The 25,768-nt window shown below is 66.6% G+C and carries 21 protein-coding genes and 1 pseudogene; 20 read left to right on the top strand and 2 right to left on the bottom strand.

Annotated elements, in window-relative coordinates; translation table 11 throughout:
- The first annotated feature begins 8 nt into the window (after positions 1 to 8).
- Both rpsB and tsf read left to right on the top strand, forming a co-directional pair.
- Entirely contained in the window at positions 9 to 854 is an 846-nt protein-coding gene (rpsB, locus tag HH110_RS12400; RefSeq protein WP_176989959.1) for a 30S ribosomal protein S2, read from the top strand.
- A gap of 126 nt (positions 855 to 980) precedes the next feature.
- Complete coding sequence (tsf, locus tag HH110_RS12405; RefSeq protein ID WP_176989960.1) at positions 981 to 1,859, top strand: translation elongation factor Ts; 879 nt, start codon at positions 981 to 983, stop codon at positions 1,857 to 1,859.
- A 95-nt stretch (positions 1,860 to 1,954) separates the two neighbouring features.
- Here the strand turns inward: tsf and HH110_RS12410 are convergent, their stop codons facing one another.
- Complete coding sequence (locus HH110_RS12410) at positions 1,955 to 2,650, bottom strand: AIM24 family protein (protein ID WP_176989961.1); 696 nt, start codon at positions 2,648 to 2,650, stop codon at positions 1,955 to 1,957.
- 303 nt (positions 2,651 to 2,953) lie between these two features.
- Between HH110_RS12410 and HH110_RS12415 the strand changes: the two genes are divergently transcribed.
- The 16 genes and pseudogenes from HH110_RS12415 (at position 2,954) to HH110_RS12490 (ending at position 23,017) form a co-directional block, all read left to right on the top strand.
- On the top strand, positions 2,954 to 4,453 hold the full coding sequence (locus tag HH110_RS12415) for a GGDEF domain-containing protein (protein ID WP_176989962.1): 1,500 nt from the start codon (positions 2,954 to 2,956) through the stop codon (positions 4,451 to 4,453).
- A 133-nt stretch (positions 4,454 to 4,586) separates the two neighbouring features.
- A complete protein-coding gene (gene pyrH, locus HH110_RS12420) occupies positions 4,587 to 5,315 on the top strand; it encodes a UMP kinase (RefSeq protein ID WP_019184398.1) in 729 nt (242 codons plus the stop codon).
- Between the two features lie 99 nt (positions 5,316 to 5,414).
- Entirely contained in the window at positions 5,415 to 5,972 is a 558-nt protein-coding gene (gene frr, locus HH110_RS12425) for a ribosome recycling factor (protein ID WP_123728764.1), read from the top strand.
- A gap of 41 nt (positions 5,973 to 6,013) precedes the next feature.
- Positions 6,014 to 6,748 carry a polyprenyl diphosphate synthase gene (gene uppS, locus HH110_RS12430; protein WP_176990131.1) on the top strand — a complete coding sequence of 245 codons (735 nt, stop codon included), beginning with the start codon at positions 6,014 to 6,016 and terminating at the stop codon, positions 6,746 to 6,748.
- Positions 6,745 to 7,569 carry a phosphatidate cytidylyltransferase gene (locus HH110_RS12435; RefSeq protein ID WP_176989963.1) on the top strand — a complete coding sequence of 275 codons (825 nt, stop codon included), beginning with the start codon at positions 6,745 to 6,747 and terminating at the stop codon, positions 7,567 to 7,569. The genes uppS and HH110_RS12435 overlap by 4 nt, the downstream gene beginning before the upstream one ends.
- Positions 7,570 to 7,571: 2 nt before the next feature.
- On the top strand, positions 7,572 to 8,762 hold the full coding sequence (locus tag HH110_RS12440; RefSeq protein WP_176989964.1) for a 1-deoxy-D-xylulose-5-phosphate reductoisomerase: 1,191 nt from the start codon (positions 7,572 to 7,574) through the stop codon (positions 8,760 to 8,762).
- Between the two features lie 34 nt (positions 8,763 to 8,796).
- Positions 8,797 to 10,155 carry an RIP metalloprotease RseP gene (rseP, locus tag HH110_RS12445; RefSeq protein ID WP_176989965.1) on the top strand — a complete coding sequence of 453 codons (1,359 nt, stop codon included), beginning with the start codon at positions 8,797 to 8,799 and terminating at the stop codon, positions 10,153 to 10,155.
- A 73-nt stretch (positions 10,156 to 10,228) separates the two neighbouring features.
- A complete protein-coding gene (gene bamA / locus HH110_RS12450; protein WP_176989966.1) occupies positions 10,229 to 12,595 on the top strand; it encodes an outer membrane protein assembly factor BamA in 2,367 nt (788 codons plus the stop codon).
- A 478-nt stretch (positions 12,596 to 13,073) separates the two neighbouring features.
- On the top strand, positions 13,074 to 14,096 hold the full coding sequence (lpxD, locus tag HH110_RS12455) for a UDP-3-O-(3-hydroxymyristoyl)glucosamine N-acyltransferase (RefSeq protein ID WP_121041474.1): 1,023 nt from the start codon (positions 13,074 to 13,076) through the stop codon (positions 14,094 to 14,096).
- Positions 14,093 to 14,548 (top strand): 3-hydroxyacyl-ACP dehydratase FabZ, encoded by a 456-nt coding sequence (fabZ, locus tag HH110_RS12460; RefSeq protein WP_019184406.1) that lies wholly within the window; start codon positions 14,093 to 14,095, stop codon positions 14,546 to 14,548. The genes lpxD and fabZ overlap by 4 nt, the downstream gene beginning before the upstream one ends.
- 19 nt (positions 14,549 to 14,567) lie before the next feature.
- On the top strand, positions 14,568 to 15,359 hold the full coding sequence (gene lpxA, locus HH110_RS12465; protein ID WP_176989967.1) for an acyl-ACP--UDP-N-acetylglucosamine O-acyltransferase: 792 nt from the start codon (positions 14,568 to 14,570) through the stop codon (positions 15,357 to 15,359).
- Positions 15,360 to 15,463: 104 nt separating this feature from the next.
- Positions 15,464 to 16,636: pseudogene (lpxB, locus tag HH110_RS12470) on the top strand (lipid-A-disaccharide synthase); the annotation flags it as partial.
- Positions 16,633 to 17,295 carry a ribonuclease HII gene (locus tag HH110_RS12475; protein ID WP_176989969.1) on the top strand — a complete coding sequence of 221 codons (663 nt, stop codon included), beginning with the start codon at positions 16,633 to 16,635 and terminating at the stop codon, positions 17,293 to 17,295. The pseudogene lpxB and the gene HH110_RS12475, both read left to right, overlap by 4 nt.
- A 162-nt stretch (positions 17,296 to 17,457) precedes the next feature.
- A complete protein-coding gene (dnaE, locus tag HH110_RS12480; RefSeq protein WP_176989970.1) occupies positions 17,458 to 21,039 on the top strand; it encodes a DNA polymerase III subunit alpha in 3,582 nt (1,193 codons plus the stop codon).
- Between the two features lie 32 nt (positions 21,040 to 21,071).
- Positions 21,072 to 21,944, top strand: coding sequence for a hypothetical protein (locus HH110_RS12485; protein ID WP_176989971.1), 873 nt, complete (start codon positions 21,072 to 21,074; stop codon positions 21,942 to 21,944).
- A 113-nt stretch (positions 21,945 to 22,057) separates the two neighbouring features.
- Positions 22,058 to 23,017 carry an acetyl-CoA carboxylase carboxyltransferase subunit alpha gene (locus tag HH110_RS12490; protein ID WP_176989972.1) on the top strand — a complete coding sequence of 320 codons (960 nt, stop codon included), beginning with the start codon at positions 22,058 to 22,060 and terminating at the stop codon, positions 23,015 to 23,017.
- Between the two features lie 55 nt (positions 23,018 to 23,072).
- Here the strand turns inward: HH110_RS12490 and HH110_RS12495 are convergent, their stop codons facing one another.
- Entirely contained in the window at positions 23,073 to 23,528 is a 456-nt protein-coding gene (locus HH110_RS12495) for a CopD family protein (RefSeq protein ID WP_176989973.1), read from the bottom strand.
- A 161-nt stretch (positions 23,529 to 23,689) separates the two neighbouring features.
- On the opposite strand from HH110_RS12495, the gene HH110_RS12500 reads away from it, so the two are divergent.
- Both HH110_RS12500 and HH110_RS12505 read left to right on the top strand, forming a co-directional pair.
- Positions 23,690 to 24,286, top strand: coding sequence for a class I SAM-dependent methyltransferase (locus tag HH110_RS12500; protein ID WP_176989974.1), 597 nt, complete (start codon positions 23,690 to 23,692; stop codon positions 24,284 to 24,286).
- 57 nt (positions 24,287 to 24,343) lie between these two features.
- A complete protein-coding gene (locus HH110_RS12505; protein WP_176989975.1) occupies positions 24,344 to 25,699 on the top strand; it encodes a polyhydroxyalkanoate depolymerase in 1,356 nt (451 codons plus the stop codon).
- Positions 25,700 to 25,768 lie beyond the last annotated feature (69 nt).

The raw sequence follows: 25,768 nt of genomic DNA on the forward strand, positions 1-25,768 counted from the left end.
TTACTGCAATGCCCCAGGTCACCATGCGTCAGATGCTGGAAGCCGGCGTCCATTTCGGCCACCAGACCCGTTACTGGAACCCCAAGATGGGCCAGTACATCTTCGGCGCCCGCGGCAAGATCCACATCATCAACCTGGAAAAGACCGTTCCGCTCTTCAATGACGCGATGAACTTCATTTCCAGCGTTGCGCAGAAGCGCGGCACCATCCTGTTCCTGGGCACCAAGCGCAGCGCCCGCGAGTCGATCCGCGAAGAAGCCGAGCGTTGCGGCATGCCCTTCATGAACCAGCGTTGGCTGGGCGGCACCCTGACCAACTTCCGTACCGTGAAGCAGTCGGTTGCCCGCCTGAAGGAACTGGAAGCCGGTGAGACCGACGGCAGCTTCGAGAAGCTGGTCAAGCACGAAGTGCTGGGCCTGCGTCGCGAGCGCGACAAGCTGGAAGCCTCGCTGGGCGGCATCAAGGACATGAACCGTCTGCCCGACGCGATCTTCGTCATCGATATCGGCCACGAAGACATCGCCATCAAGGAAGCCAAGAAGCTCGGCATCCCGGTGATCGCTGTCGTCGATACCAACTACAACCCGGAACTGGTCGATTACGCGATCCCGGGCAACGATGACGCCATCCGCGCCGTGCAGCTGTACGCCCGCGCCGCTGCCGACGCCGTGCTGGAAGGCAAGGCTGCTGCTCCGCACGCCGCCACCGTCCGTGAAGAAGAGTTCGCCGACGCTGCCGCCACCGAAGAAGCCAAGCCGGCCCGCCGCGCTCCGGCCAAGAAGGCTGCTGCCGCTCCGGCCGCCGCTGAAGCGCCGGCTGCCGACGCTCCGGCCGCTGGCGAAGCCCAGGCCTGATCCAGGCCCACGGTGGGCGCAGCGCGCCCACCGTTCCTGTCCGCAGCCGATGGCGCGACGACAGGACACTGTCATACGGGCCGGCCACCATGCCGGCCCAACCCCTTTCTTTCGTGAGGAAATCCCGTGGAAATCACTGCTTCCCTGGTCAAGGAACTGCGCGAGCGCACTGGCGCCGGCATGATGGAGTGCAAGAAGGCACTCGTCGAAAACGGCGGCAACATCGACGCCTCGGCCGAATGGCTGCGCAAGTCCGGCCTGGCCAAGGCCGACAAGAAGGCTGACCGCGTGGCTGCCGAAGGCATCATCGTGGCAGCCCAGGACGGCGGCAAGGCCGTGCTGGTCGAAGTCAACTCCGAAACCGACTTCGTCGCCAAGGACAGCAACTTCCTGGACTTCACCAAGGCTGTCGCCGGCACCGCGCTGAGCTCGGGCGCTGCCGACATCGACACCCTGAAGGCCGCCAAGCTGCCGTCCGGCGAGTCGATCGAAGAAGCCCGCGCCGCCGTCATCGCCAAGGTCGGCGAGAAGGTCGACGTGCGTCGCATCGTGCGCCTGGAATCGACCAACAACGTCGCTGCCTACGTGCACGGCGGCCGCATCGGCGTGCTGGTTGAACTGGCCGGTGGCAGCGAAGAGCTGGCCCGTGGCCTGGCCATGCACGTGGCTGCCATGAACCCGCCGCACAACAAGGCGGCCGATGTGCCGGCCGAGTTCGTCGCCAAGGAAAAGGAAATCGAACTGGCCAAGATGTCCGACAAGGACAAGTCCAAGCCGGCCGATATCCTGGAAAAGATCATCAGCGGCAAGATCGCCAAGATCGTCAACGAAGTGACCCTGTACGGCCAGCCGTACGTGCTGGACACCAACCAGTCGGTCGAGCAGGTCCTGAAGGCCGCCGGTGCCGAAGTGGTCGGCTTCCAGCGCCTGGCGGTCGGCGAAGGCATCGAGAAGGTGGTGGAAGACTACGCCGCCGAAGTGATGAAGCAGGCCGGCCTGGCCTGATCCATCGCAGGACTGCCGCAACGCAGTCGCTGTACGACGAAAAAGCCCGGCTTGCGCCGGGCTTTTTCATGCCCAGGAGGCTTGCAGGGCTGGACTCAACCCTTGGCCTGGAAGGTGACTTCCTCGTAGGGCTGCACCACCACCCAGCCTTCACCGGCGAACCGCATCTGCAGGCTCTCGCCCGAGCCGCGGCCGAGCAGCGTCCCCAGCGAAATGTCGGTGACCAGCTCCGGGGTGAGGGTGCCGGCCCAGGCCACGGTCGCATTCGGATCGGTGAAGATCGGCCCCGTCCGGGCATTGACCGGCAGGGTCAGCGGTTCGTAGTGCGAGGTGATCGCCACGATACCGTGGCCACTCAGACGGATGTTGAACAGACCCCCGGAGAGCATGCCGGCGACCTTGCGCATCATCGTGATCTTCGACTGCACGCCGGACTCGAACGCCAGCACATCATTGCCATTGACGAAGATCGATTCCCCGGCCAGGCGCAGCAGGGTGATCTGCTTGCCGGCATCGGCCAGGTAGACGCGGCCCTGACCTTCAGCCTTCATCAGCTTCAGCCCTTCGCCGCTGGCCATCTTTTTCAACAGCGTGCCCAATCCCTGCTCCAGGATGCCTTCGCGGGTGAACTTGACCGCGCCCTTGCGCGCGACCATGGCGCCGGACTTGGCCCAGACCATGCCGTCCAGACGGACTTCCAGCAGATGCGGATTCTCCAGCTCGAAGGCGTCGGTACTGACATCCTTTTCCTGGGTGGTGGCGAGGAACTGGTCGAGGGTACGTACGGTCATTGCGCTGGACTGCCATGGGGACGGGAGCGCGATGGTAGCCTCCCGGCGTTGCAAAGGGTGACGGAGCCGGACGTGCATGTGCGCAAACCACCCGCCGAGACCCCTTCCGCATCCCTTCCTGCGATGGATGTGATACCAAGGCAGGCACCTGCCGTACTGCACGCGACGCCACCACTGGCTTTGCTTTGTGTGCCGGATCGGGGCAATACTCCCAAACCGATCTGCCGCGTCAACGCAAGAAATCAAGGACGAAACTGTGATGTACCTCAGGTATTCTTGCCCCAACATACTGAAAGCCCCGCCATGCCTCCCGAGCTGACAGCCGCCCTGGCGCTCTGCCGCAACCTGCCCTCCCCGCCCGGTATTGCCCTGCGCATCATCGAACTGGCGCAGGATCCGGAAGCGGACATCACCACCGCCGCCGACATCATCGCCATCGACATGGCGCTGAGCGCCCGCATGCTGCGCATCGCCAATTCGCCGCTGTATGCCAGCCGGCGCCGGATCGAGAACCTCGGCCAGGCGCTGACCATGCTCGGCCTCAACGCCACGGTCAGCCTCGCGCTGGGCTTCACCGTGACCCAGAACCTGACCGCGGCCGGCGACGGCCAGGACCTGCGTGAGCGCGCCTGGCGCCGCAGCATCCTCAGCGCATTGGCGGCAAGCCTGCTCGGCCAGGCCCGTGGCCTGCGCAAGGCCGAGGAGCTGATGCTGGCCGGCCTGCTGCAGGACATCGGCGTGCTGGCGCTCGCCCAGGCGCAACCGGACACCTACCTGCCGCTGCTGCGCCAGGCGACCGACAACGACGCCCTGGTCGCGCTGGAGCGCGAGCACCTGCAGTGCACCCATGCCGATGTCGGCGCGTGGGTCGCCGAAGAGTGGGGCCTGCCGCGCTACCTGGTGGACAGCATCGCGCAAAGCGAATCGCCCGCCACCAGCGAAGACAACTTCCAGAACTGCGTGGCCCTGTCCGGCGCCGTGGCCGACATCTGGCTCGGCCCCGATGCGGATGCCGCGCGCGAACACGCCCTGCAGCAGGTGCACGACACGCTCGGACTGGACAGCGCCCAGTTCGACCAGGTGCTGGCCCGCATCGGCGAATCGCTGCCGGACATCAGCACGCTGTTCGAGACCCCGCTGTTCTCGCCGTCCCGCGTGCAGCAGCTGATCGACCACGCCCAGGAGCTTGCCACCCTGCGCAACCTGCGCGAGATGCAGGATGCCGCCCTGGCCCGCCAGCGTGCGGACGAATTCGAAGCCCGCGCCAACCGGCTGGCCGAACAGGCCCACCGCGATGCCCTGACCGGCGTGCTCAACCGCCGCCAGCTCGAAGCCGTGCTCGAGCAGGAGTTCCTGCGCGCGACCCGGCATGGCTGGCCGCTGTCGGTCGCCTTCATCGATCTGGACGATTTCAAGAAGATCAACGACGCCCACGGCCACCTCATGGGCGACCAGGTGCTGCGCATGTTCGCCACGAAGCTGCAGGAGCAACTGCGCAACAGCGATACCGTGGCGCGCTTCGGCGGCGAGGAATTCATCGCGCTGCTGCCCAACACCACCGAGCCGGTCGCCCTTGAAGTCGTGCGGCGGGTGCTGGCCACCATCGTCAACACGCCCATGGCCGAGGCCGCCAGCGGCCCGCTGTTCGTCACCTTCTCGGCCGGCGTCGCCACCCAGGGCGGGTATGAACGTTTCGCCGATGTTCAGGACCTGCTGAAGGCCGCCGACGACGTGCTGTACCGGTCCAAGAACCTGGGCCGGAACCGCGTCATCGCCCGCTCGCCGAGCACCGCACCGGCCTGAGCCGGATGCGCGTGCGGGGCCGTGTCCGCGGCGCCCGCGGCGCCTCCATACGCCGCAGTGCAGCAAATTTATGCTGCCCGATGACCCGGCTTCCAGTAGAATCCGGGCGTTTTCCACGCACCCAGAGATCGCCATGTCAAAGCTCGCCTATCGCCGCATCCTGTTGAAAGTTTCCGGGGAGGCGCTGATGGGAGACGAGGACTACGGCATCGACCCCAAGGTGATCCACCGCCTCGCCCGCGAGGTGATGGAAGCGCAGGCCGCCGGTGCCGAAGTGGCGCTGGTGATCGGCGGCGGCAACATTTTCCGCGGCGCCGGCCTGGCAGCTGGCGGCATGGACCGGGTCACCGGTGATCAGATGGGCATGCTCGCCACCGTGATCAACGCGCTGGCCATGCAGGACGCCCTGGAGAAGCTGGGCGCCAAGGCCCGCGTGATGAGCGCGATCAAGATCAACGACGTCTGCGAGGATTACATCCGTCGCCGCGCCATCCGCCACCTCGAAAAGGGCCGCCTGGTGATCTTCGCCGCCGGCGTCGGCAGCCCGTTCTTCACCACCGATTCCGGCGCCGCCCTGCGCGCGATCGAGATCGGCGCGGACCTGCTGCTGAAGGCCACCAAGGTCGACGGCGTGTACGACAAGGACCCGAACAAGTACAGCGATGCGGTCCGTTTCGACAGCCTGACCTACGACGAAGTGATCCGCCGCGGCCTGGAAGTGATGGATACGGCCGCCTTCGCGCTGGCCCGCGACAGCGATCTGCCGCTGCGCGTGTTCGACATGGGCCAGCCGGGCGAGCTGCTCAAGATCCTGCACGGCGACAACATCGGCACCCTGGTCCAGGGCCGCGACAACGCCTGAGCCTGAGCGGCGCCCCACGCCGGGCGCCCTGAACGGCCCGGAAAGGGTCGGTATTCGCCTATAATCGCCCGATTCCCAGTGACATCCAGGATTCGGGCGATGCTCAACGAAATCAAGCAGGACGCGCAGACGCGCATGGCAAAGAGCATCGATGCTCTGAAGCACACCCTTACCTCCATCCGCACCGGCCGTGCTTCCCCGGCCCTGCTGGATCGCATCACCGTCAAGGCCTACGGCACCGACACCCCCCTGAACCAGGTCGCCTCGATCAGCGTTTCCGAAGGCCACTCGCTGGTCATCACGCTGTTCGACAAGGGCATGATCAAGGACGTCGAGAAGGCGATCTACGCCTCCGACCTCGGCCTGACCCCGAACGTGGCCGGCACCGTCATCCGCCTGAACCTGCCGCCGCCGACCGAAGAGCGCCGCAAGGAGCTGGGCAAGCAGGTGCAGAAGGAAGGCGAAGGCGCCAAGATCGCCATCCGCAACATCCGCCAGGACGCCAACAAGGCGATCGCCAGCCTGATCAAGGACAAGGCGATCAGCGAAGACGACAAGAAGCGCGGCGAAGACGACATCCAGAAGCTCACCGACAAGTCCATCAAGGACGTCGATAGTGTTGTCGCCGAGAAAGAAAAGGAACTGATGGCGGTCTGAGCCCCATGTCCCAGGCCCCGACCAGCGGCTCTGCCGCGCCCATGCCGCGCCACGTCGCCATCATCATGGATGGCAACGGGCGCTGGGCACAGAAGCGTCGTCGCCCGCGCGTGATCGGCCATCGTGCCGGCGCGCGCGCGGTCAACCGCACCATCGATTTCTGCCTCGACAACGGCATCGCCGCGCTGACCCTGTTCGCCTTCTCCAGTGAGAACTGGGGCCGGCCGACCGACGAAGTCGATGCGTTGATGAAGCTGTTCCTCAATGCCCTCGACCGCGAAGTGGACGAGCTGCATCGCCGTGGCGTGCGCGTGCGTTTCATCGGCGAGCGCGAGCGTTTCGGCGCCGGCCTGGTCAGCCGCATGCAGCTGGCCGAGCAGCGCACGGCCGACAACCGCGCGCTCACCCTGAGCATCGCCGCCAGCTATGGCGGCCGCCAGGACATCGCCCGCGCCGCGCGCGAACTGGCTGCCGAGGTCGCGGCCGGCCGGCTGCTGCCCGAGCAGATCGACGAAGCGATGCTCAGCAGCCGCGTCGCCCTGGCCGACCTGCCGCCGCCGGACCTGTTCATCCGCACCGGTGGCGACACCCGCATCAGCAATTTCCTGCTCTGGCAGCTGGCCTACACCGAACTGTGGTTCACCGACGTACTGTGGCCCGAGTTCGATGCCGCCGTCCTGCAGCAGGCGATCGACGCCTATGCCTCGCGTGAACGCCGTTTCGGCCTGACCAGCGCCCAGATCGCCGCCTTGGCCACCGAGACCTCTTCCCCATGACCAAGACCCGAGTCATCGCCGCGCTGATCATGGCGCCGGTCGCCATCCTCGCCATCCTGATGCTGCCGACCCAGTGGCTGGCCGCCGCCGCGGCCGCCGTGTTCCTGATCGGCCTGTGGGAATGGCTGAAGCTGGCCGACGTCGAGGACACCCTCGCCCGCACCATCCTGCTGGTGCTGAACCTGGTGCTGATGGTGCTGATCGTGTGGGCCGATGCCGGCTCGCTGGTGCTGTACCAGATCGCCGCACTGGTCGGCATCGGGTGGTGGTTGCTGGCCCTGCTGTGGCTGCGCTTTTTCAACTTCGGCGCCAGCCCGAGCAGCCCGGCGCGTGCGCTCAAGCTGCTGGCCGGCACCCTGGCGATCGTCCCGGCCTGGGCTTCGCTGGTGCTCATCCATGCCAGCGGTGACAACGGCCACCTGTGGCTGCTGACCGCGCTGGCCGTGGTCTGGGCCGCCGATTCGGGCGCCTACTTCGCCGGCCGTACCTTCGGCCGCACCAAGCTGGCCCCGCGCATCAGCCCCAACAAGACCTGGGAAGGCCTGGGTGGCGGCATGGTCGCCGGCCTGATCGTGGCGCTGGGCTTCGGCTGGCTGGCCGGCATCGACAGCGGCCACCTGGTCGGCCTGGTGATCACCGCCGTGGTCACCGTGTTCGCTTCGGTCCTGGGCGATCTCTACGAGAGCCTGATCAAGCGCCACGCCGGTGCCAAGGACTCGGGGCACATCATCCCCGGCCATGGCGGCGTGCTCGATCGTATCGACGGCGTGCTCGCCGCCCTGCCGGTGTTCGCACTCGGCAAGGAAATCTTCGGGTTCTAACCATGGCCAGCGCTTCCACCCCCCGCCAGGTCGCCGTGTTCGGCGCCACCGGTTCCATCGGCGCATCCGCGCTGGATGTGATCGCGCGCCATCCGGACCGCTACCAGGTCACCGTGCTGGCCGCTGGCCGCCAGGTCGATGCGCTGGTCACGCTGTGCGCCACGCACCGTCCGGCCCACGCGGTGATCGCCGACGCATCGCTGTATGCCGCCCTGCGCGACGGCCTGCGTGACGCCGGCCTGGCCACCCAGGCCCATGCAGGCGCTGCGGCACTGGACCAGCTGGCCGCCAGCGATGTCTGCGACACCCTGGTCGCGGCAATCGTCGGCGCCGCCGGGCTGTCCTCGACCCTGGCCGCGGCCGCGGCCGGAAAGCGCATCCTGCTGGCCAACAAGGAATCGCTGGTGCTGGCCGGCGAGCTGCTGATGCGCCAGGCCGCCGCCGCCGGGGCCGAGATCATCCCGATCGACAGCGAGCACAGCGCGATCTTCCAGTGCCTGCGGTCGCGCGACGCGAGCCTGGACGGGGCCGGCGTCCGCCGTATCATCCTGACCGCGTCCGGGGGGCCGTTCCGTGGCCGTACCCGCGAACAGCTCGCCCAGGTCACCCCGGCCCAGGCCGTGGCCCACCCGAAGTGGTCCATGGGCCCGAAGATCTCGGTCGATTCGGCGACGTTGATGAACAAAGGGCTGGAAGTCATCGAGGCGCACCACCTGTTCGGCGTCCCCGGCGAGCGCATCGATGTGCTGGTCCACCCGCAGAGCCTGGTCCATTCACTGGTCGAATTCGTCGACGGCTCCACCCTGGCCCAGATGGGCCTGCCGGACATGCGCACCACGCTGGCCGTGGGCCTGGGCTGGCCGCAGCGGATCGAATCCGGGGTCGGCGGGCTGGATCTGCTGACCCAGGGCCGGCTGGATTTCGAAGCGCCGGACACCGAGGCCTTCCCGTGCCTGAAGCTGGCCTGGCAGGCCATGGCGGCCGGCGGCACCGCCCCGGCGATCCTCAATGCGGCCAATGAAGTCGCTGTTTCAGCGTTTCTTCAGGGGCGGGCAGCTTTCCTTGCCATTCCCGCGCTGGTCGCTAACGCTCTGTCAACACTGTCGACCGAGTCCGCCGATACACTGGAGGGCCTGCTGACCGCCGATCAGCGCGCCCGCCAGATCACCCAAGCCGCCATCGACCACGCCTGAATGCCCCACACGCCCTCTTACAGTGCTGATCACCATGGGTGATTTCATCGGATCCGTCTGGTGGATGATCGTCAGCCTTGGCCTGCTGGTGACCTTCCACGAGTTCGGTCATTACTGGGTCGCCCGCCGTTGCGGGATCAAGGTGCTGCGCTTCTCTGTCGGTTTCGGCAAGCCGCTGTGGTCGCGCCGCAACCGCGCCGGCACCGAATTCGCGATCGCCGCCATCCCGCTGGGCGGCTACGTGAAGATGCTCGATGAACGCGAGGTCGAGGTACACCCGGCCGAGCGCGGCCAGGCCTTCAACCACAAGACCGTGTGGCAGCGGATCGCGGTGGTCGCCGCGGGCCCGGCCGCCAACCTGATCCTGTGCATCGCCCTGCTCTGGGCGATGTTCGTGATCGGCAAGCAGGATTACTCGGCCACCATCGGCCGTACCACGGGCATGGCCCAGATCGCCGGGCTGCAGCCGGGCGACCGCGTGGTCAAGGTGGATGGCCGCAGCGTGGCCACCGCCGGTGAAGCCAGCATGGCGCTGACCACCGCGGCGATGGACCGTCACGATGCCAAGGTCGAGGTCCTGGACGGCCTGGACCAGGTGCAGACCCGCACCCTGCCCCTCTCGCAGCTGCCGGCCGGCTTCGATGAACGCCGTGTTCCCCAGCTGACCGGGCTGAGCTGGCAGTTCTGGCTGCAGCCGGCGCTGGTCGACAAGGTCCTGCCCGAGGCGGCCGCCCAAGGGGTGCTGCTGCCGGGCGACCTGATCGTGGCCGTGGACGGCCAGCGCATCGAAGGCGCCGACCAGGTTCCGGCGCAGATCGCCGCGCTGGGCCAGCGCGGCGGCCCCGGCATGATCGACGTCCTGCGCGGCGGCGAGCGGCTGGCGCTGGAGATCACCCCCCGCCAGGGCGTGGACGGCCGCGGCCAGCCCACCTGGCAGATCGGCATCGGCTTCCCCGAGAGCCATGCCCCGGCGTATGACGCCGAACTCAAGTTCGGGCCGTTTGCGGCGGTCCCGGTGGCCCTGCGCGAAACCGCCCGGATGGCGGGCGATTCGCTGGGCATGATGCGCCGCATCGTCACCGGCAACGCCTCGCTGCAGAACATCTCCGGCCCGGTCACCATTGCCCGGGTCGCCAATGTCTCGGCCAAACGCGGCCTGGACTGGTTCCTGTATTTCCTGGCCCTGCTGTCGCTGAGCCTGTGCATCATCAACCTGTTGCCCATCCCCATCTTGGACGGCGGGCACCTGCTGTATTACCTTATCGAGTTGGTCAAGGGCAGCCCGCTGAGCGAGCGCGCCATGGCTGCCGGGCAGTATGTGGGCCTGGCGCTGCTGGCCGGGCTGATGGGATTGGCGTTCTACAACGACATCCTCGGCCTGGTCCCGCGATGAACTTTTTTCCTTTTGTCGTCGTCTTATGCGCCGGCATCCCGCAATGTTGAAATCGACTCCAACCGGACGTGACATGACGCGACTCCCCAATCGCCGCCTGCTGGCCCTCGCACTCGTTGCCGGTTTCGGCGCGCCCGCCCTGGCGCAGGCAGCCGAGCCCTTCACCGTCAGCGACATCCGCGTGGATGGTCTGCAGCGCATCACCTCCGGTACCGTGTTCACCTACCTGCCGGTGGAACGTGGCGACACCATCACCGACAACAAGGTCGGTGAAACCATCCGTGCGCTGTACAAGACCGGCTTCTTCGAAGACGTCCAGCTCAACCGCCAGGGCGACATCCTCGTGGTCACGGTCAAGGAACGCCCGGCGATCAACAAGTTGACCGTCACCGGCAACAAGGACATCAAGAGCGACCAGCTGCTCAAGGGCCTGAGCGACATCGGCCTGACCGAGGGCGGCACCTTCGATCGCCTGAGCCTGGACCGCGTGACCCAGGAACTGCGCCGCCAGTACAACGACCGTGGCAAGTACAACGTGGACATCACCCCGACGGTGAGCCCGCTGGACCGCAACCGCGTCGACATCGCCATCGCGATCAAGGAAGGCAAGGCCGCCAAGATCCAGCACGTCAACCTGGTCGGCACCGAGAAGTTCCCGGCCAAGGACATCCTGGAAACCTGGGAATCCAAGGAGCACAACTGGGCTTCGTGGTACCGCCGCGATGACCAGTACTCCAAGGAAAAGCTGTCCGGCGACCTTGAAAAGCTCAACGGCTGGTACCTGGACCGCGGCTACGTGGATTTCAGCATCGACTCCACCCAGGTCTCGATCAGTCCCGACAAGCGCGACATGTTCATCACCGCCGGCGTGACCGAGGGTGAGCAGTACAAGATCTCCGAGATCAAGGTCACCGGCGACACCATCCTCCCGCAGGAAGATGTCGAGCGCATGGTGATCCAGAAGTCCGGCGACACGTTCTCGCGTGCGCTGCTGGAATTCAGCTCGGACCAGATCACCAATTCGCTGTCCAACATCGGCTACGCGTTCGCCAAGGTGAACCCGATCCCGACCAGCAACCGTGCCGACCGCACGGTGGCCATCAACATGCAGGTCGTTCCCGGCCCGCGCGTGTCGGTGCGCCGCATCACCTTCAAGGGCAACACCCGCACCTCGGACGAAGTGCTGCGTCGTGAAATGCGCCAGTTCGAGAACAGCTGGTACTCGCAGGCCGCGATCGACCGTTCCAAGATCCGTCTGCAGCGCCTGGGCTACTTCGAATCGGTGGACGTGGAAACGCCGCCGGTCACCGGCAGCAACGACCAGGTCGACGTGGTCTACAACGTCAAGGAAACCACCTCGGGCAGCTTCGTGTTCGGCCTGGGCTACTCGCAGTCCTACGGCATGACCACCTCGGTGCAGCTGTCGCAGAACAACTTCCTCGGCGGCGGCAACCGCGTGTCGGTCGAAGCGTCGCGCAGCAGCTACCTGCAGCGTTACGGCTTCTCCTACACCAATCCGTACTTCACCGATGACGGCGTCTCGCTGGGCTACAACCTGTCCTGGCGCGAACTGGATTACTCCGACTTCAACACCGCGCAGTACAACAGCACCAACGGTGCCGCGCAGGTGGTGTTCGGCGTGCCGATCACCGAGAACGACACCGTCTCGCTGATGGTGGGCATCGACAGCAACCAGATCACCACCTACCAAGGCTCGACCCCGCAGGCGATCATCGATTACATCGACGCCATCGGCCAGCGCACGTTCCATTCGTGGCGCACCGAGCTGGGCTGGGCGCGCGACACCCGCAACGACTACTTCATGCCGACCCGAGGTACCTACCAGCGCGTCGGCCTGGAAACCACGCTGCCGGGTTCGACCGTCGAGTACTACAAGCTGAACTACCAGTTCTCCAAGTACTGGCCGATCATCCCGCAGCTGGTCATCAACACCCGCGCCGAAGTCGGCTACGGCGACAGCTACGGCAATGACACCACCCGCGTGATCACCAACCCGGATGGCAGCACCCGCGTGGTCACCGCGACGGGCCTGCCGTTCTACGAGAACTTCTACGCCGGTGGTACCAACTCAGTACGTGGTTTCGAGGACAACACCCTCGGCCCGCGTTCGGAACCGACCCTGAGCTACAACCGCGGCCAGCCGCTGGGTGGCTCGCTGAAGACCGTCGGTTCGGTCGAAGCCTACTTCCCGCGCCTGTTCGACAGCCCGTCGGCCCGCATCTCGGCCTTCGTGGACTTCGGCAACGTCTACACCGGCGTGGACAACTTCAAGGCCAACGAACTGCGCGTGTCCACCGGTGTGGCCCTGCTGTGGCGCGCCCCGGTCGGCCCGATCTCGATCAGCTACGCCTTCCCGCTCAAGAAGGAAGACGGCGACGAGGTGGAGCGCCTGCAGTTCACGTTCGGCGGTCAGTTCTGACGAACTGCTTCGCAGTTCGTCCGCGCATTCCACCTCATCCCCGCGCCTTCGGCGCGCCCCCTTCAACAGAAGGGGGCTCTCCACCAGACGCGGTACGCATTCGCCGGGCTTTGCCCGGCGTTTTCGTTTTGGGGACGGGACCGATTGGGGGAAGGGTTTTCGCTTTGGGTAGGTGCCGACCGTTGGTCGGCACGAACGTCCGGGATCAACGAGAGCCGGCCAGCGGCCGGCACTACCCTGCCGCGCGCGGGTTGAACCGTCGGGGGTCGTGGCGGGTAACCCTGGCCAAGGACCGTTGGGCCGCATGGATGCGGCCCACGAGCCCCCATGGATGGGTTCACGGCGCGTCCTGGACGGGGCTACCCGCCATGACCCCGCGCGATAGCAACCGAAGCGCCACGCCGCAGCAAACCGACCAAGACACCCGAAAGCCCCCGCCCCGCATGACCGTTTCGGCAGCACACGGTAAACTCCCCCGGTGAACACTCCTACCTATACCGCCCAGCAACTCGCCGAGCAGTTTGGCCTGCAGGTCCATGGTGATGGCAGCACTGCCATCCATGGCGTGGCTACGCTCGCCCATGCCGGCCCCGGCCAGCTCACCTTCCTGGCCAACCCGCGCTACCGCGCGCAGCTGGCCGACAGCCAGGCCGCGATCGTCGTGCTGCGCGCCGAGGATGCCGAGGCCGCGCCGGGCGCCGCCCTGGTCGCCAAGGACCCGTACACCACGTTCGCCAAGATCGCCGCCCTGTTCGACATCGCACCGCCGCGCGCCCCGGGCATCCACCCCAGCGCCTGCATCGATCCGGACGCACAGGTCGCCGCCAGCGCCCACATCGGCCCGTTCGTGACCATCGGCGCCCGCAGCGTCGTCGGCGAGAACTGCATCGTCGGCCCCGGCAGCATCATCGGTGAAGACTGCACCCTGGAAAACGGCTGCGAACTGATCGCCCGCGTGACCCTGGTCACCCGCGTCAAGCTCGGCAAGCGCGTGCGCATCCATCCCGGCGCCGTGCTCGGCGCCGACGGGTTCGGCCTGGCCATGGATGCCGGCCACTGGATCAAGGTGCCCCAGCTCGGCGGCGTGCGCATCGGCGACGACTGCGAGATCGGCGCCAACACCTGCGTCGACCGTGGCGCGCTGGAAGATACCGTCCTCGAAAACGACGTGCGCCTGGACAACCTCGTGCAGGTCGCCCACAACGTACAGATCGGCGCCCACTCGGCCATCGCCGGCTGCACCGGCATCGCCGGCAGCGCCAAGATCGGCCGCTACTGCCTGCTCGGCGGTGCCGTCGGCGTCGTCGGTCACCTGGAAATCTGCGACAAGGTCGTCATCACCGGCAAGTCGGTGGTGCGCAACTCCATTCACGAGCCGGGCGAGTACTCCTCCGGCACCCCACTGACCGACAACCGCACGTGGCGTAAAAACGCCGCGCGCTTCAAGCAGCTCGATGCGCTCGCCCGGCGCATCCTGTCTGTGAGCAAGGAGAAGGAATGAGCAACAACCAGAATCTGCCGGACATCAACCAGATCCAGCAGTTGATCCCGCACCGCTATCCGTTCCTGCTGGTGGACAAGGTGATCTCGCTCGATTTCGAGAACCGGAAGATCGTCGCCACCAAGAACGTCAGCATCAACGAGCCGTTCTTCCAGGGCCACTTCCCGGGCCAGCCGATCATGCCCGGCGTGCTGATCATCGAAGCCATGGCGCAGGCCGGCGGCGTGCTGACCCAGCTCACCCTGGGCCGCGATGCGCAGTCCAAGCTGTTCTACATGGTCAAGGTCGACAAGGCCCGCTTCAGCAAGCAGGTCGTGCCCGGCGACGTGCTGGAGATGCACGTGGAGATCAAGCGCGTGATCCGCAACATGGCGGTGTACGACTGCGTGGCCAAGGTCGATGGCGAGATCGTCGCCTGCGCCGAAGTGCTGTGCGCCGGCACCCGCGAATGATCCAGGCAGGAGGACTGCAATGAGCGACAACGCCCCTCTCATCCACCCCACCGCGGTCATCGACCCGTCGGCGACGCTGGCTGCGGATGTGCGCGTGGGTGCGTTCTGCCTGATCGGCGCGGACGTGGAGATCGGTGCCGGCACCGAGATCGGCCCACACTGCTCGATCCATGGCCCGACCCGGATCGGCCGCAACAATCGTTTCATCGGCCATGCCGCGATCGGTGGCGAGCCGCAGGACAAGAAGTACAAAGGCGAGCGCACCGAACTGGTGATCGGCGATGACAACGTCATCCGCGAGTTCGTCACCATCAACCGCGGCACCGTCGGTGGCGGCGGCGTCACCACGGTCGGCAACGACAACTGGATGCTGGCCTACACCCACGTCGCGCACGACTGCCACGTCGGCGACCACTGCGTGTTCTCCAACAACACCACGCTGGCCGGCCACGTCACCGTCGGCGACTACGTGATCATCAGCGGCTTCGCCGGTGCCCACCAGTTCTGCCGCATCGGTGCCCACGCCTTCCTCGGCATGGGTGCACTGACCAACGGCGACGTTCCGCCGTTCACCATGGTCGGCAGCGACACCCTGGGCCGCCCGCGCGGGATCAACAGCGAAGGCCTCAAGCGCCGCGGCTTCGATGCCGAGCGCATCGCCAGCATCAAGCGCGCCTACCGCACCCTGTACGTGGCCGGCCTGCCGCTGGCCGAGGCCAAGGTGCAGCTGGCCGAACAGGCCACCCACAGCGCCGACGTGAAGGACCTGCTGGACTTCATCGAAAGCGCCGAGAGGCCCCTGCTGCGATGACGGGTCCAGGCGGGCACACCCCGGGCATCACGACCGCCGAGATCATTCCGCTCGCCGCGATGGCGACCAGCGTCGAACAGACGCTGGCCGTGCGCACCTCCGACCGGCCGGTGCGGATCGCACTGGTCGCCGGTGAAGCCTCCGGCGACCTGCTCGGTGCCGGCCTGGTCCGCGAACTGCGCCTGCGCTTCCCCCATGCCGAATTCGCCGGCATCGGCGGCGATGCCATGCGCAGCGCCGGCTGCCAGACCTGGTTCGACGCCAGCGAACTGGCGGTGATGGGGCTGACCGAAATCCTCCGCCACCTGCCGCGCCTGCTCAAACTGCGTCGCGAGTTCCGCGCGCGTGCCCTCGAGTGGCAGCCGGATGTGTTCATCGGCATCGACGCACCCGACTTCAACCTCGGCGTGGAGCGCTGGCTGAAGGACCGCGGCATCCGCACCGTCCACTACGTCAGCCCCTCGGTCTGGGCCTGGCGCGAGAAGCGTGCCGAGAAGATCGGTGCCAGCGCCGACCTGGTGCTGTGCCTGTTCCCGATGGAACCGCCGATCTACGCCAGGCACGGCGTCGATGCCCGCTTCGTCGGCCACCCGATGGCCGATGACATCCCCCTGCACAACGACCGCGAAGAAGCGCGTGCCGAGCTCGGCCTGCCCTCCAACGCGAAGGTGCTGGCGGTACTGCCCGGCAGCCGCCTGGGTGAAATCAGCAAGCTCGGTGAACCGTTCTTCGAAGCCGCCTGGCAGGTTTCCGAACGCATCCCCGGCCTGCACGTGGTGGTCCCGGCCGCCAACGCCGCCTGCCGCCAGCTGATCAGCGAACAGCTCTCCGCCTCGGCCCTGCCGGTCGCGCACTCGCACCTGCTCGACGGCAACGCGCGTACCGCGATGATCGCCGCCGACGTGGTCGTGCTCGCCTCGGGCACCGCCACGCTGGAGACCATGCTGGTCAAACGCCCGATGGTGGTCGGCTACCGCGTCGCCGAACTGACCTACCGCATCGTCAAGGCGCTGGGCCTGCTCAAGGTCGACCGCTTCGCCCTGCCCAACATCCTGGCCGGCAAGGACCTTGCCCCGGAACTGATGCAGCACGACTGCACCCCGGACAAACTGGCCGCCGCCATCCTGCAGTGGTTCGACCACCCGCAGCGCGTGATCGATCTGCCGGGCACCTACGAGCGCCTGCACCTGCAGCTGCGCCGCGATGCCTCCGCACGCGCCGCCGATGCCGTCACCGACCTGCTCGAACGCGGCCCCGACCGGCGCCGTGCCACATGAGCCGCCGTCACGCCGCAGCCGCCTCGCTGGCCCTGTTCGACGGCGCTGCCCTGGCCACCGTCGCCCCGCGCTACGTCGCCGGCGTCGATGAAGCCGGCCGCGGCCCGCTGGCCGGCCCGGTCGCCGTCGCCGCCGTGGTGTTCTGCCCCGACCGCCCGCGCCTCAACGGCCTGGACGACTCCAAGCAGCTCACCGCCGCCCGCCGCGACCAGCTCTACGACAGGATTCTCGACCGCGCCCTGGCCTGGCACGTGGTGATGGTGGACGTCGGCGAAATCGACGCGCTCAACATCTACCAGGCCACGATGCTCGGCATGCGCCGCGCCGTCGAAGGCGTCGCCCACGTCGCCCAGTTCGCCCGCATCGACGGCAACGTCGTCCCCAAGGGCCTGCCCTGCCCGGCCCAGGCGCTGATCGGCGGCGACGCCCTCGACCGCGCCATCATGGCCGCCTCGATCCTCGCCAAGGTCAGCCGCGACCGCTTCATGCAGTCGCTGCACGATACGCACCCCGAGTACGGCTTCGACCAGCACAAGGGCTACGGCACCCCCGCCCACCTCGCGGCCCTGCGCAGCCACGGCCCCTGCCCCCAGCACCGCCGCAGCTTCGCCCCCGTGCGCGCGTGCCTGGACGCCGACCGCAGCAGCGTTCCCGCCTGAGTGATGCTGTTGCCGGGCACAGCCCGGCACGGCCCCAGCGCATGACGGCTGCGACGGGAAACCTGAACCCCACCGCCAACCCGCGCCCCCGCAACACCCCTGTCAAGCCTTGTTCGCGTGCACCGCCACGGCTACCCTGACCGGGCATCACATTGGTTCGGCATGTCCACTTCCCGTTTCGTACATCTCCACGTCCACACCGAATTTTCGCTGGCGGATTCGACCATCCGTGTCCCGGCGAAGCCGGATCAGGCTGACCCGAAGAAAGCCAAGCAGGCCAACCTGCTCAGCCGCGCGGTCGAACTGAAACTGCCTGCCCTGGCCGTGACGGACCTCAACAACCTGTTCGCGCTGGTCAAGTTCTACAAAGCCGCCGAGACCGTGGGCATCAAGCCCATCGCGGGCGCCGACATCATGATCGCCGAGGAAGGCATGACGCCCTGGCGCATGACCCTGCTCTGCCGCGACCGCGAAGGCTACCTCAGCCTCTCCAGGCTGCTGACCCGCGCCTGGATGGAAGGCCACCGCCCCGAAGGCGGCGTCGCCGTGCACCCGGACTGGCTCAAAGCCGGTTGCCACAACCTGTTCGCACTGGCCGGGCGTGACAGTCTCGCCGGCCGCCTCGCCGGTGACGGCCGCCACGACCTGGCCGAGCAACAGCTCGCCGACTGGCAGCGCGTGTTCGGCGATGGCCTGCACCTGGAGCTGACCCGTACCGGCCGTGACGGCGAAGAAGCCTTCAACCAGTTCGCCCTGCAGGCCGCCGGCCAGCGCGGCCTGCCGGTGATCGCCAGCAACGACGTGCGCTTCCTGCAGCCGGAAGACTTCAACGCGCACGAAGCGCGCGTCTGCATTTCCTCCGGCCGCGTGCTGGACGATCCCAAGCGCCCGCGCGACTACAGCGACCAGCAGTACCTCAAGTCCGCCGAGGACATGTGCGCGCTGTTCGCCGATATCCCCGACGCGATCGACAACACGCTCGCGCTGGCCGAACGCTGCAACATCGAAATGCGCCTGGGCACCTACTTCCTGCCCAACTATCCGGTGCCCGAGGACGAAACCCTCGACAGCTGGATCTGCAGCGAATCGCGCAAGGGCCTGGAAGCACGCCTCGAAAAGAATCCGCTGGCACCGGGCAAGACCCGCGCCGATTATTTCGAGCGCCTCGAATTCGAACTGGCCACCATCATCAAGATGGGGTTCCCCGGCTACTTCCTGATCGTGGCCGACTTCATCCAGTGGGGGAAGAACCAGGGCATTCCGATTGGTCCCGGCCGTGGTTCCGGTGCCGGCTCGCTGGTGGCTTGGGCGCTGCAGATCACCGATCTGGATCCGATCCCGTACAACCTGCTGTTCGAGCGGTTCCTCAACCCCGAACGCGTGTCGATGCCCGACTTCGACATCGACTTCTGCATGGACCGCCGCGACGAAGTCATCGACTACGTCGCGCGTAAATACGGACGCGACCGCGTCAGCCAGATCATCACCTACGGCACCATGGCGGCCAAGGCGGTGGTGCGCGATTCCGGCCGCGTGCTGGGCTTCCCGTACGGCCTGGTCGACGGCGTTTCCAAGCTTATCCCCAACATCCTGGGCATTTCGCTCAAGGATGCGATGGGCGAAGGCAAGGATTCGGAGATGGCCTCGCCGGAGCTGATCCAGCGCTACCAGAACGAAGACGACGTCCGCGACCTGATCGACCTGGCACGCCAGCTCGAAGACCTCACCCGCAACGCCGGCAAGCACGCCGGTGGCGTGGTGATCGCACCGGAACCGCTGGCCGAATTCTGCCCGCTGTTCGCCGAACACGACGAAGGCGGCCGCGGCCGCAACCCGGTCACCCAGTTCGACAAGAACGACGTCGAAGAAATCGGCTTGGTGAAGTTCGACTTCCTCGGCCTGCGCACGCTGACCATCATCGACTGGGCGGTCAAGGCGATCAACAAGCGCCATGAGCGCGCCGGCATCCCGCCGGTGGACATCACCGCGCTGCCGCTGGATGACGTGCCCACCTACAAGGACATCTTCGCCAACGGCAACACCGGTGCGGTGTTCCAGTTCGAATCCTCGGGCATGCGCCGCCTGCTGAAAGACGCGCGTCCCGACCGCTTCGAAGACCTCATCGCGCTGGTGTCGCTGTACCGCCCCGGCCCGATGGACCTGATTCCCTCCTTCAACGCGCGTAAGCATGGTCAGGAAGAAATCATCTACCCCGATCCGCGCACCGAAGCGATCCTGAAAGACACCTACGGCATCATGGTGTACCAGGAGCAGGTGATGCAGATGGCGCAGATCGTCGGCGGCTACTCGCTGGGCGGCGCCGATCTGCTGCGTCGTGCGATGGGCAAGAAGGTGCCGGCCGAAATGGCCAAGCACCGCGAGATCTTCCGCGAAGGCGCGGCCAAGGACGGCGTCGTCGAAGCCAAGGCCGACGCGATCTTCGACCTGATGGAGAAGTTCGCCGGCTACGGCTTCAACAAGTCGCACGCTGCCGCCTACGCGCTGGTCAGCTACCAGACCGCGTGGCTCAAGCGTCATTACCCGGCCGAGTTCATGGCCGCGACGCTGTCCTCGGACATGGACAACACCGACAAGGTGGTCGGCTTCCTCGCCGAAGTGCGCAACCTCGGCCTGACCGTGCTGCCGCCGCGCGTGAATGAATCGGCGTACATGTTCGAAGCCTCCAGCGCCGACACCATCGTGTACGGCCTGGGCGCGATCAAGGGCGTCGGCCAGGGCGCCTGCGAAGCGATCGTGGAAGAACGCCAGCGTGGCGGACGTTATGCGTCGCTGCTGGATTTCTGCATGCGCGCCGAATCCGGCAAGCTCAACCGCCGCACGCTGGAAGCGATGATCAACTGTGGCGCGATGGACGGCCTCGGCAAGAACCGCGCCTCGCTGATGCTGCAGCTGCCCGAGGTCCTCAAGGCCACGGACCAGATGGCGCGCGAAAAGGCCTCCGGCCAGAACTCGCTGTTCGGCGCGCCCGATCCGGTCAGCACGGCGATGCAGCTGGAGCTGCCCGAAACCAAGGAGTGGGCGCTGGGCCAGCTGCTGGAAGGCGAGCGCGAAACGCTGGGCTTCTACCTCAGCGGCCATCCGTTCGATCCCTACGCCGACGACGTCAAGGAACTGGTCGGTACCGACCTGGGCAAGCTGGAGAAGTTGATCCCGCCGGCGCGTCCGAGCAAGGACGGTGAGAAGCGCGCCTGGCGCCAGGAAACCCCGGTGATCCTCGCCGGCCTGGTGGTGGGCGTGCGCCGCAAGGGCGAAAGCCAGATCTTCATGCAGCTCGAAGACGGCAAAGGCCGCGTGGAATGCAGCGCCTTCACCGATGGCCTGGCCGAGTTCGGCCACCTGATGACCAAGGACCGCATCCTGGTGGTCAAGGGCGGCCTGCGCGAGGACGAGTTCAACGGCGGCTACGCGCTGCGCATCCGCCAGGTCTGGGATTACGAAGACATCTGCGCGAACTACGCCACGCGCCTGTCGTTGCGGGTAGACCTGCGCCAGGACGGCGCGGTGTGGAACCGCATCAACGCCCTGCTCGACCGGCATCGCCCGGGCCGCACGCCGTTGCGCCTGGACCTGCTGCTCGGTTCGGAGCAGGGCCCGGTGGCCGGCATGCTCGACGTTGCCGGCGAGATCGCCGTGCGCGTGGACAGCCAACTGGTCGACGCCCTGCGCGCCGATCCCGCGGTACGCACGGTGAAGGTGCGCTACAGCCCGCCGTGGGCGAACTGATCTTTTTTCTGTTGCAACACAGGTGTTTTGTTTTGATCAAACGTTTTGCCGTGCTGCTGAGTGCAGCCGTCGCCATCACCGGCTGCTCCGGCCCCGCCCAGACCTTCGAGATCGACAACCCGGGCGCCACGCCACTGACCCTGCGCATCGATGGCAATGAACTGCCGATCGCCGCGCACGCCTCGCGGCCGGTCAAGCTCAAGCCGGGTGAACATCATCTGCAGACCGAACAGCTGGGCGACGTGCGTTTCATCGTCTACGCCAGCGGCAAGGGCGGGTTGATCAACCCGACCCTGGCCGAGTACGTGATCGCCAACGAGATCTATGTCACCGGCGAGGACAAGCTGCAGCACTTCGGCAGCCTGAAGAACCAGATCGCGCTGGGCGGCGTGACCTTCGAAGGGCCGTACCAGGCCACCCATGACCTGTTCATCGACCAGGCCTGGAGCTTCGGCGTCCGCGAGCCGTTCCCCGAGGTCCAGACCGTGTCCCACGTGGACGCCAGCGGCGGCCGGATCAACGCGAAGATCTTCACCGCCCCGGATTTCATCGCTTACGTCGAAGCAGGCATGGGCCAGCCGGGCGCTTATGCGCGCCAGCAGCCCAAGGGCTACATGGCCCCCGTCTACACACTGGACGCCGCGCCGACCGCCCTGCCCGCACTGGATCCGGCCTTCGAAGCCCATGCCGGCCCGCTGCGCGAGCTGTACAGCCGCTACCTGCAGGCCACCACCGCCGATGCGCAGCTGCAGCTCCAGCAGGAGGCCTTCCAGGCCCAGATGGCGTTCACCGCCGCGACGGCCACGCTGGGCTCGGGCCTGTCCAAGGAGGCCAACGAGGGCTACAACACCTTCGTGCGGACCCGCAGCACGCTGATGGGCAGCGCGGCGCTGGTCGTCCCCTGACCTGACTGGCGCCCTTGGCCCCGCTGCGCTACCGTCGGTTTCCAGACGACGGCGTACGGGGCTTTTCGGCGCATTCGGCTACACTTTCCCTCTTTTCTTCACGACGGTTTCCGATGAATCCGAACTACCTCGACTTCGAGCAACCCATCGCTGATCTGGAGGCGAAGATCCAGGAACTGCGCAGCGCCAGCGCCGGACCTGCGGTCAATGTCGAGGCCGAGGTCAATGCCCTGCAGGACAAGCTGCGGGTGCGCACCGCGCAGATCTTCCGCAACCTGACCTCCTGGCAGGTGCTGCAGCTGGCCCGGCATCCGTCCCGCCCGTACACCGAGGACTACATCCGCATCATCTGCGATGAGTTCCAGGAACTGGCCGGCGACCGCGCCTTCGCCGACGACAAGGCGATCATCGGCGGCCTGGCCCGCATCGGTGGCCGCTCGGTGATGCTGATCGGCCATCAGAAGGGCCGCGACACCAAGGAAAAGATCAGGCGCAACTTCGGCATGCCCAAGCCGGAGGGCTACCGCAAGGCGCTGCGCCTGATGAAGATGGCCGAACGCTTCGGCCTGCCGGTGCTGACCCTGATCGATACCGCCGGCGCCTGGCCGGGCATCGACGCCGAATCGCGCGGCCAGTCCGAAGCGATCGCGCGCAACCTGATGGAAATGGCCGAACTGAAGGTGCCGGTGGTCTGCACCGTGATCGGTGAAGGCGGCTCGGGTGGCGCGCTGGCGCTGGGCGTGGGCGACCGCACCGTGATGCTGGAATACAGCGTGTACTCGACCATCAGCCCGGAAGGCTGCGCCTCGATCCTGTGGAAGGACCCGGCCAAGGCCAAGGACGCCGCCGAACAGCTCGGCCTGACCGCCCCGCGCCTGAAGAGCCTGGGCCTGGTCGACAAGGTCCTGCGTGAGCCGACCGGTGGCGCCCACCGCAATCCCAACCAGATGGCCAAGCGCCTCAAGGCCGTGCTGCTCAACGAGCTGGACGTGCTGGAGAAGCTGCCGGTCGATGAGCTGCTGCAGAAGCGTTACGAGCGCCTGCGCAGCTACGGGACCTACGAAACCGCCTGATCGGGCTGCGGCGCAGACGAAAAAGCCGGACGCGCAAGCGCCCGGCTTTTTTTTTTCAGAACGGCTTGGCGATCACCAGCCAGACCACGCCGATGAACAGCACCAGCGGCAGTTCGTTGAACCAGCGCAGCGCGCGCGAGGACGGCAGCACCCTGCCCTTGACCGCGCCTTTCAGCAGCCGCCCGGTCCACGAGTAATACACCAGCAGCAGCACCACCAGGCCGAGCTTGGCATGCAGCCAGCCGGCCGCGCCGGGGGCGACCATGGTCGGGAAATCCGGAATCACGCGGTAGCCCAGCCACAGCACCAGGCCCAGGATCAGCGCGAGTCCGAACATCATGTGGCCGAACCGGTACAGGCGCAGACCCATCAGCTGCAGCCGCTCGGTCACCGGCAGCTGGCCGGCGGTCTCGCTGAGGTTGACCAGGATCCGCGGCAGGTAGAACACCGCCGCCATCCACGCCACCACGAACAGCAGATGGAAGGTTTTGACCCAGTAGTAACTCTGCATGCGCTTGCTCCCGCGGCTGGCGTAGGTTGGCCGCCATTCTCGCACGCCCGGTAGAGCCGCCCCATGGGTGGCTGACGCGACCGATCGCCACACCTCAACGACGCATACACGTGCGCCACGCCGTACGATAGACGCCGCTTTCACCCACGTGCACATTCTCCATGGACAAAACCTACGACGCCGCCTACTTCCAGCGCTGGTACCAGCCTGACCAGACCGGTGGCGCCGCGCGCCTCGCGCGCAAGGTGGCGCTCGCGGTGGCCAGTGCCGAGTACTACCTGGAACGGCCGATCCGCAGCGTGCTGGACATCGGCTGTGGCGAAGGCGCCTGGCGTGCCCCGCTGCTCAAACTTCGCCCCCGCGTGCAGTACCTCGGCTTCGACAGCAGCGATTACGCCGTGCTCCGCTACGGCCGCAGCCGCAACCTGCACCCGGCCAGGGTCGGCGATTTCGCGTGGCTGCGCCCGTGCGCGCCGGTCGATCTGCTGATCTGCTCGGACGTGATGCACTACGTGCCCAGCCGCGAGCTGCGCCCGGCGCTGGAGGGCTTCGCCGAACTGACTGCCGGCGTTGCCTTCCTGGAGGCGTTCACCGCCGAGGACGACTTCGACGGGGATCACGAGGGCTTCCAGGCGCGCCCAGCCCGCTGGTACCGCAGCCAGCTCAAGCGCGTCGGCTTCACCCCGCTGGGCTCGCACTGCTGGCTGTCACCGGCGCTGGCCGGCCATGCGGCCGCGCTGGAACGCGGGGCACCGTGAGTCTCCATAACAATTGAGACAGGACCCGCATTAACGCGCCCGCGCGACGGGTACGCTATGCTGCGCGGCAACATAAGACCATACATATTGGACGTCATGCTATATCAGCTGCATGAGTTGACCCGCAACCTGCTCGCCCCGTGGGTGCACCAGGCCCAGGCCAACGCGAAGTTCTTCGCCAATCAAGGTCATTGGTGGTCGCAGATGCCCGGCGCGGATCGCCTGGCCGCTGTGAACGAGCTGTTCCACCGCATCGGCAAGGATTACGAGAAGCCCGAGTGGGGCATCAACGAAATCGACGTCGAGGGCGAGCGCGTGCCGATCGTCGTCCACGAAGAGATCAGCAAGCCGTTCTGCAAACTGCTGCGCTTCAAGCGCCACAGCAATGAAGCCGACCAGCTGCACACCATGCTCAACCAGCCGTTCGTGCTGGTGGTGGCGCCGTTGTCCGGTCACCACGCCACGCTGCTGCGCGATACCGTGCGCACCCTGCTGCGCGACCACCGCGTGTACGTCACCGACTGGGTCGATGCGCGCATGGTGCCGGGCAGCGAAGGCGAGTTCGGGCTGGATGACTACATCGCCTATGTGCAGGAATTCATACGCCACCTCGGTGCGGAGAAGCTGCATGTGGTGAGCGTCTGCCAGCCGACCGTGCCGGTGCTTGCCGCCGTCTCGCTGATGGCGAGCCGTGGCGAAACCACGCCGCGTTCGCTGGTGATGATGGGTGGCCCGATCGATGCGCGCTGCAGTCCGACCGCGGTCAACAACCTGGCCACGCAGAACCCGATGTCGTGGTTCGAGAACAACGTGATCCACACCGTACCGGCCACCTTCCCGGGTGCCGGCCGCCGCGTGTATCCGGGCTTCCTGCAGCATGCGGGATTCCTGTCGATGAACCCGAGCCGCCATTTCAGTTCGCACTGGGATTTCTATGCCGACCTGGTCAAGGGCGACATGGAAGATGCCGACGCGCACCGTCGTTTCTACGACGAATACAACGCCGTGCTCGACATGCCGGCCAAGTACTACCTCGACACCATCCGCGTGGTTTTCCAGGAGTTCCTGCTGCCGCGCGGTGAGTGGTACGTGCAGGGTGAACGCGTGGATCCCACCGCCATCACCGGCACTGCGCTGCTGAGCATCGAAGGCGAGCTGGACGACATCGCCGGGCTCGGCCAGACCGAAGCCGCGCAGGCACTGTGCACCGGCATCCCGGCCGCGCATCGCGAGCATTTCATCGTCGAAGGCGCCGGCCACTACGGTATTTTCAGCGGCCGCCGCTGGCGCGAAACGGTCTACCCGAAGGTGCGCGATTTCTTCGCCGCCCATGCCCAGACCGTGGCCAGCAAGCCGAAGAAGGCCGCGAAGATCGCGAGCAACGTCACGCCGCTGCGCCGTAAAGCGGGCTGAGCGATCCGTACCGACCAACGGTCGGCACCTGCAGCGCCGGTAGGTGACGACCGTTGGTCGTCACCCTCG

The organism is Stenotrophomonas sp. SAM-B (assembly GCF_013387485.1).
GTDB lineage: Bacteria > Pseudomonadota > Gammaproteobacteria > Xanthomonadales > Xanthomonadaceae > Stenotrophomonas > Stenotrophomonas maltophilia_AA.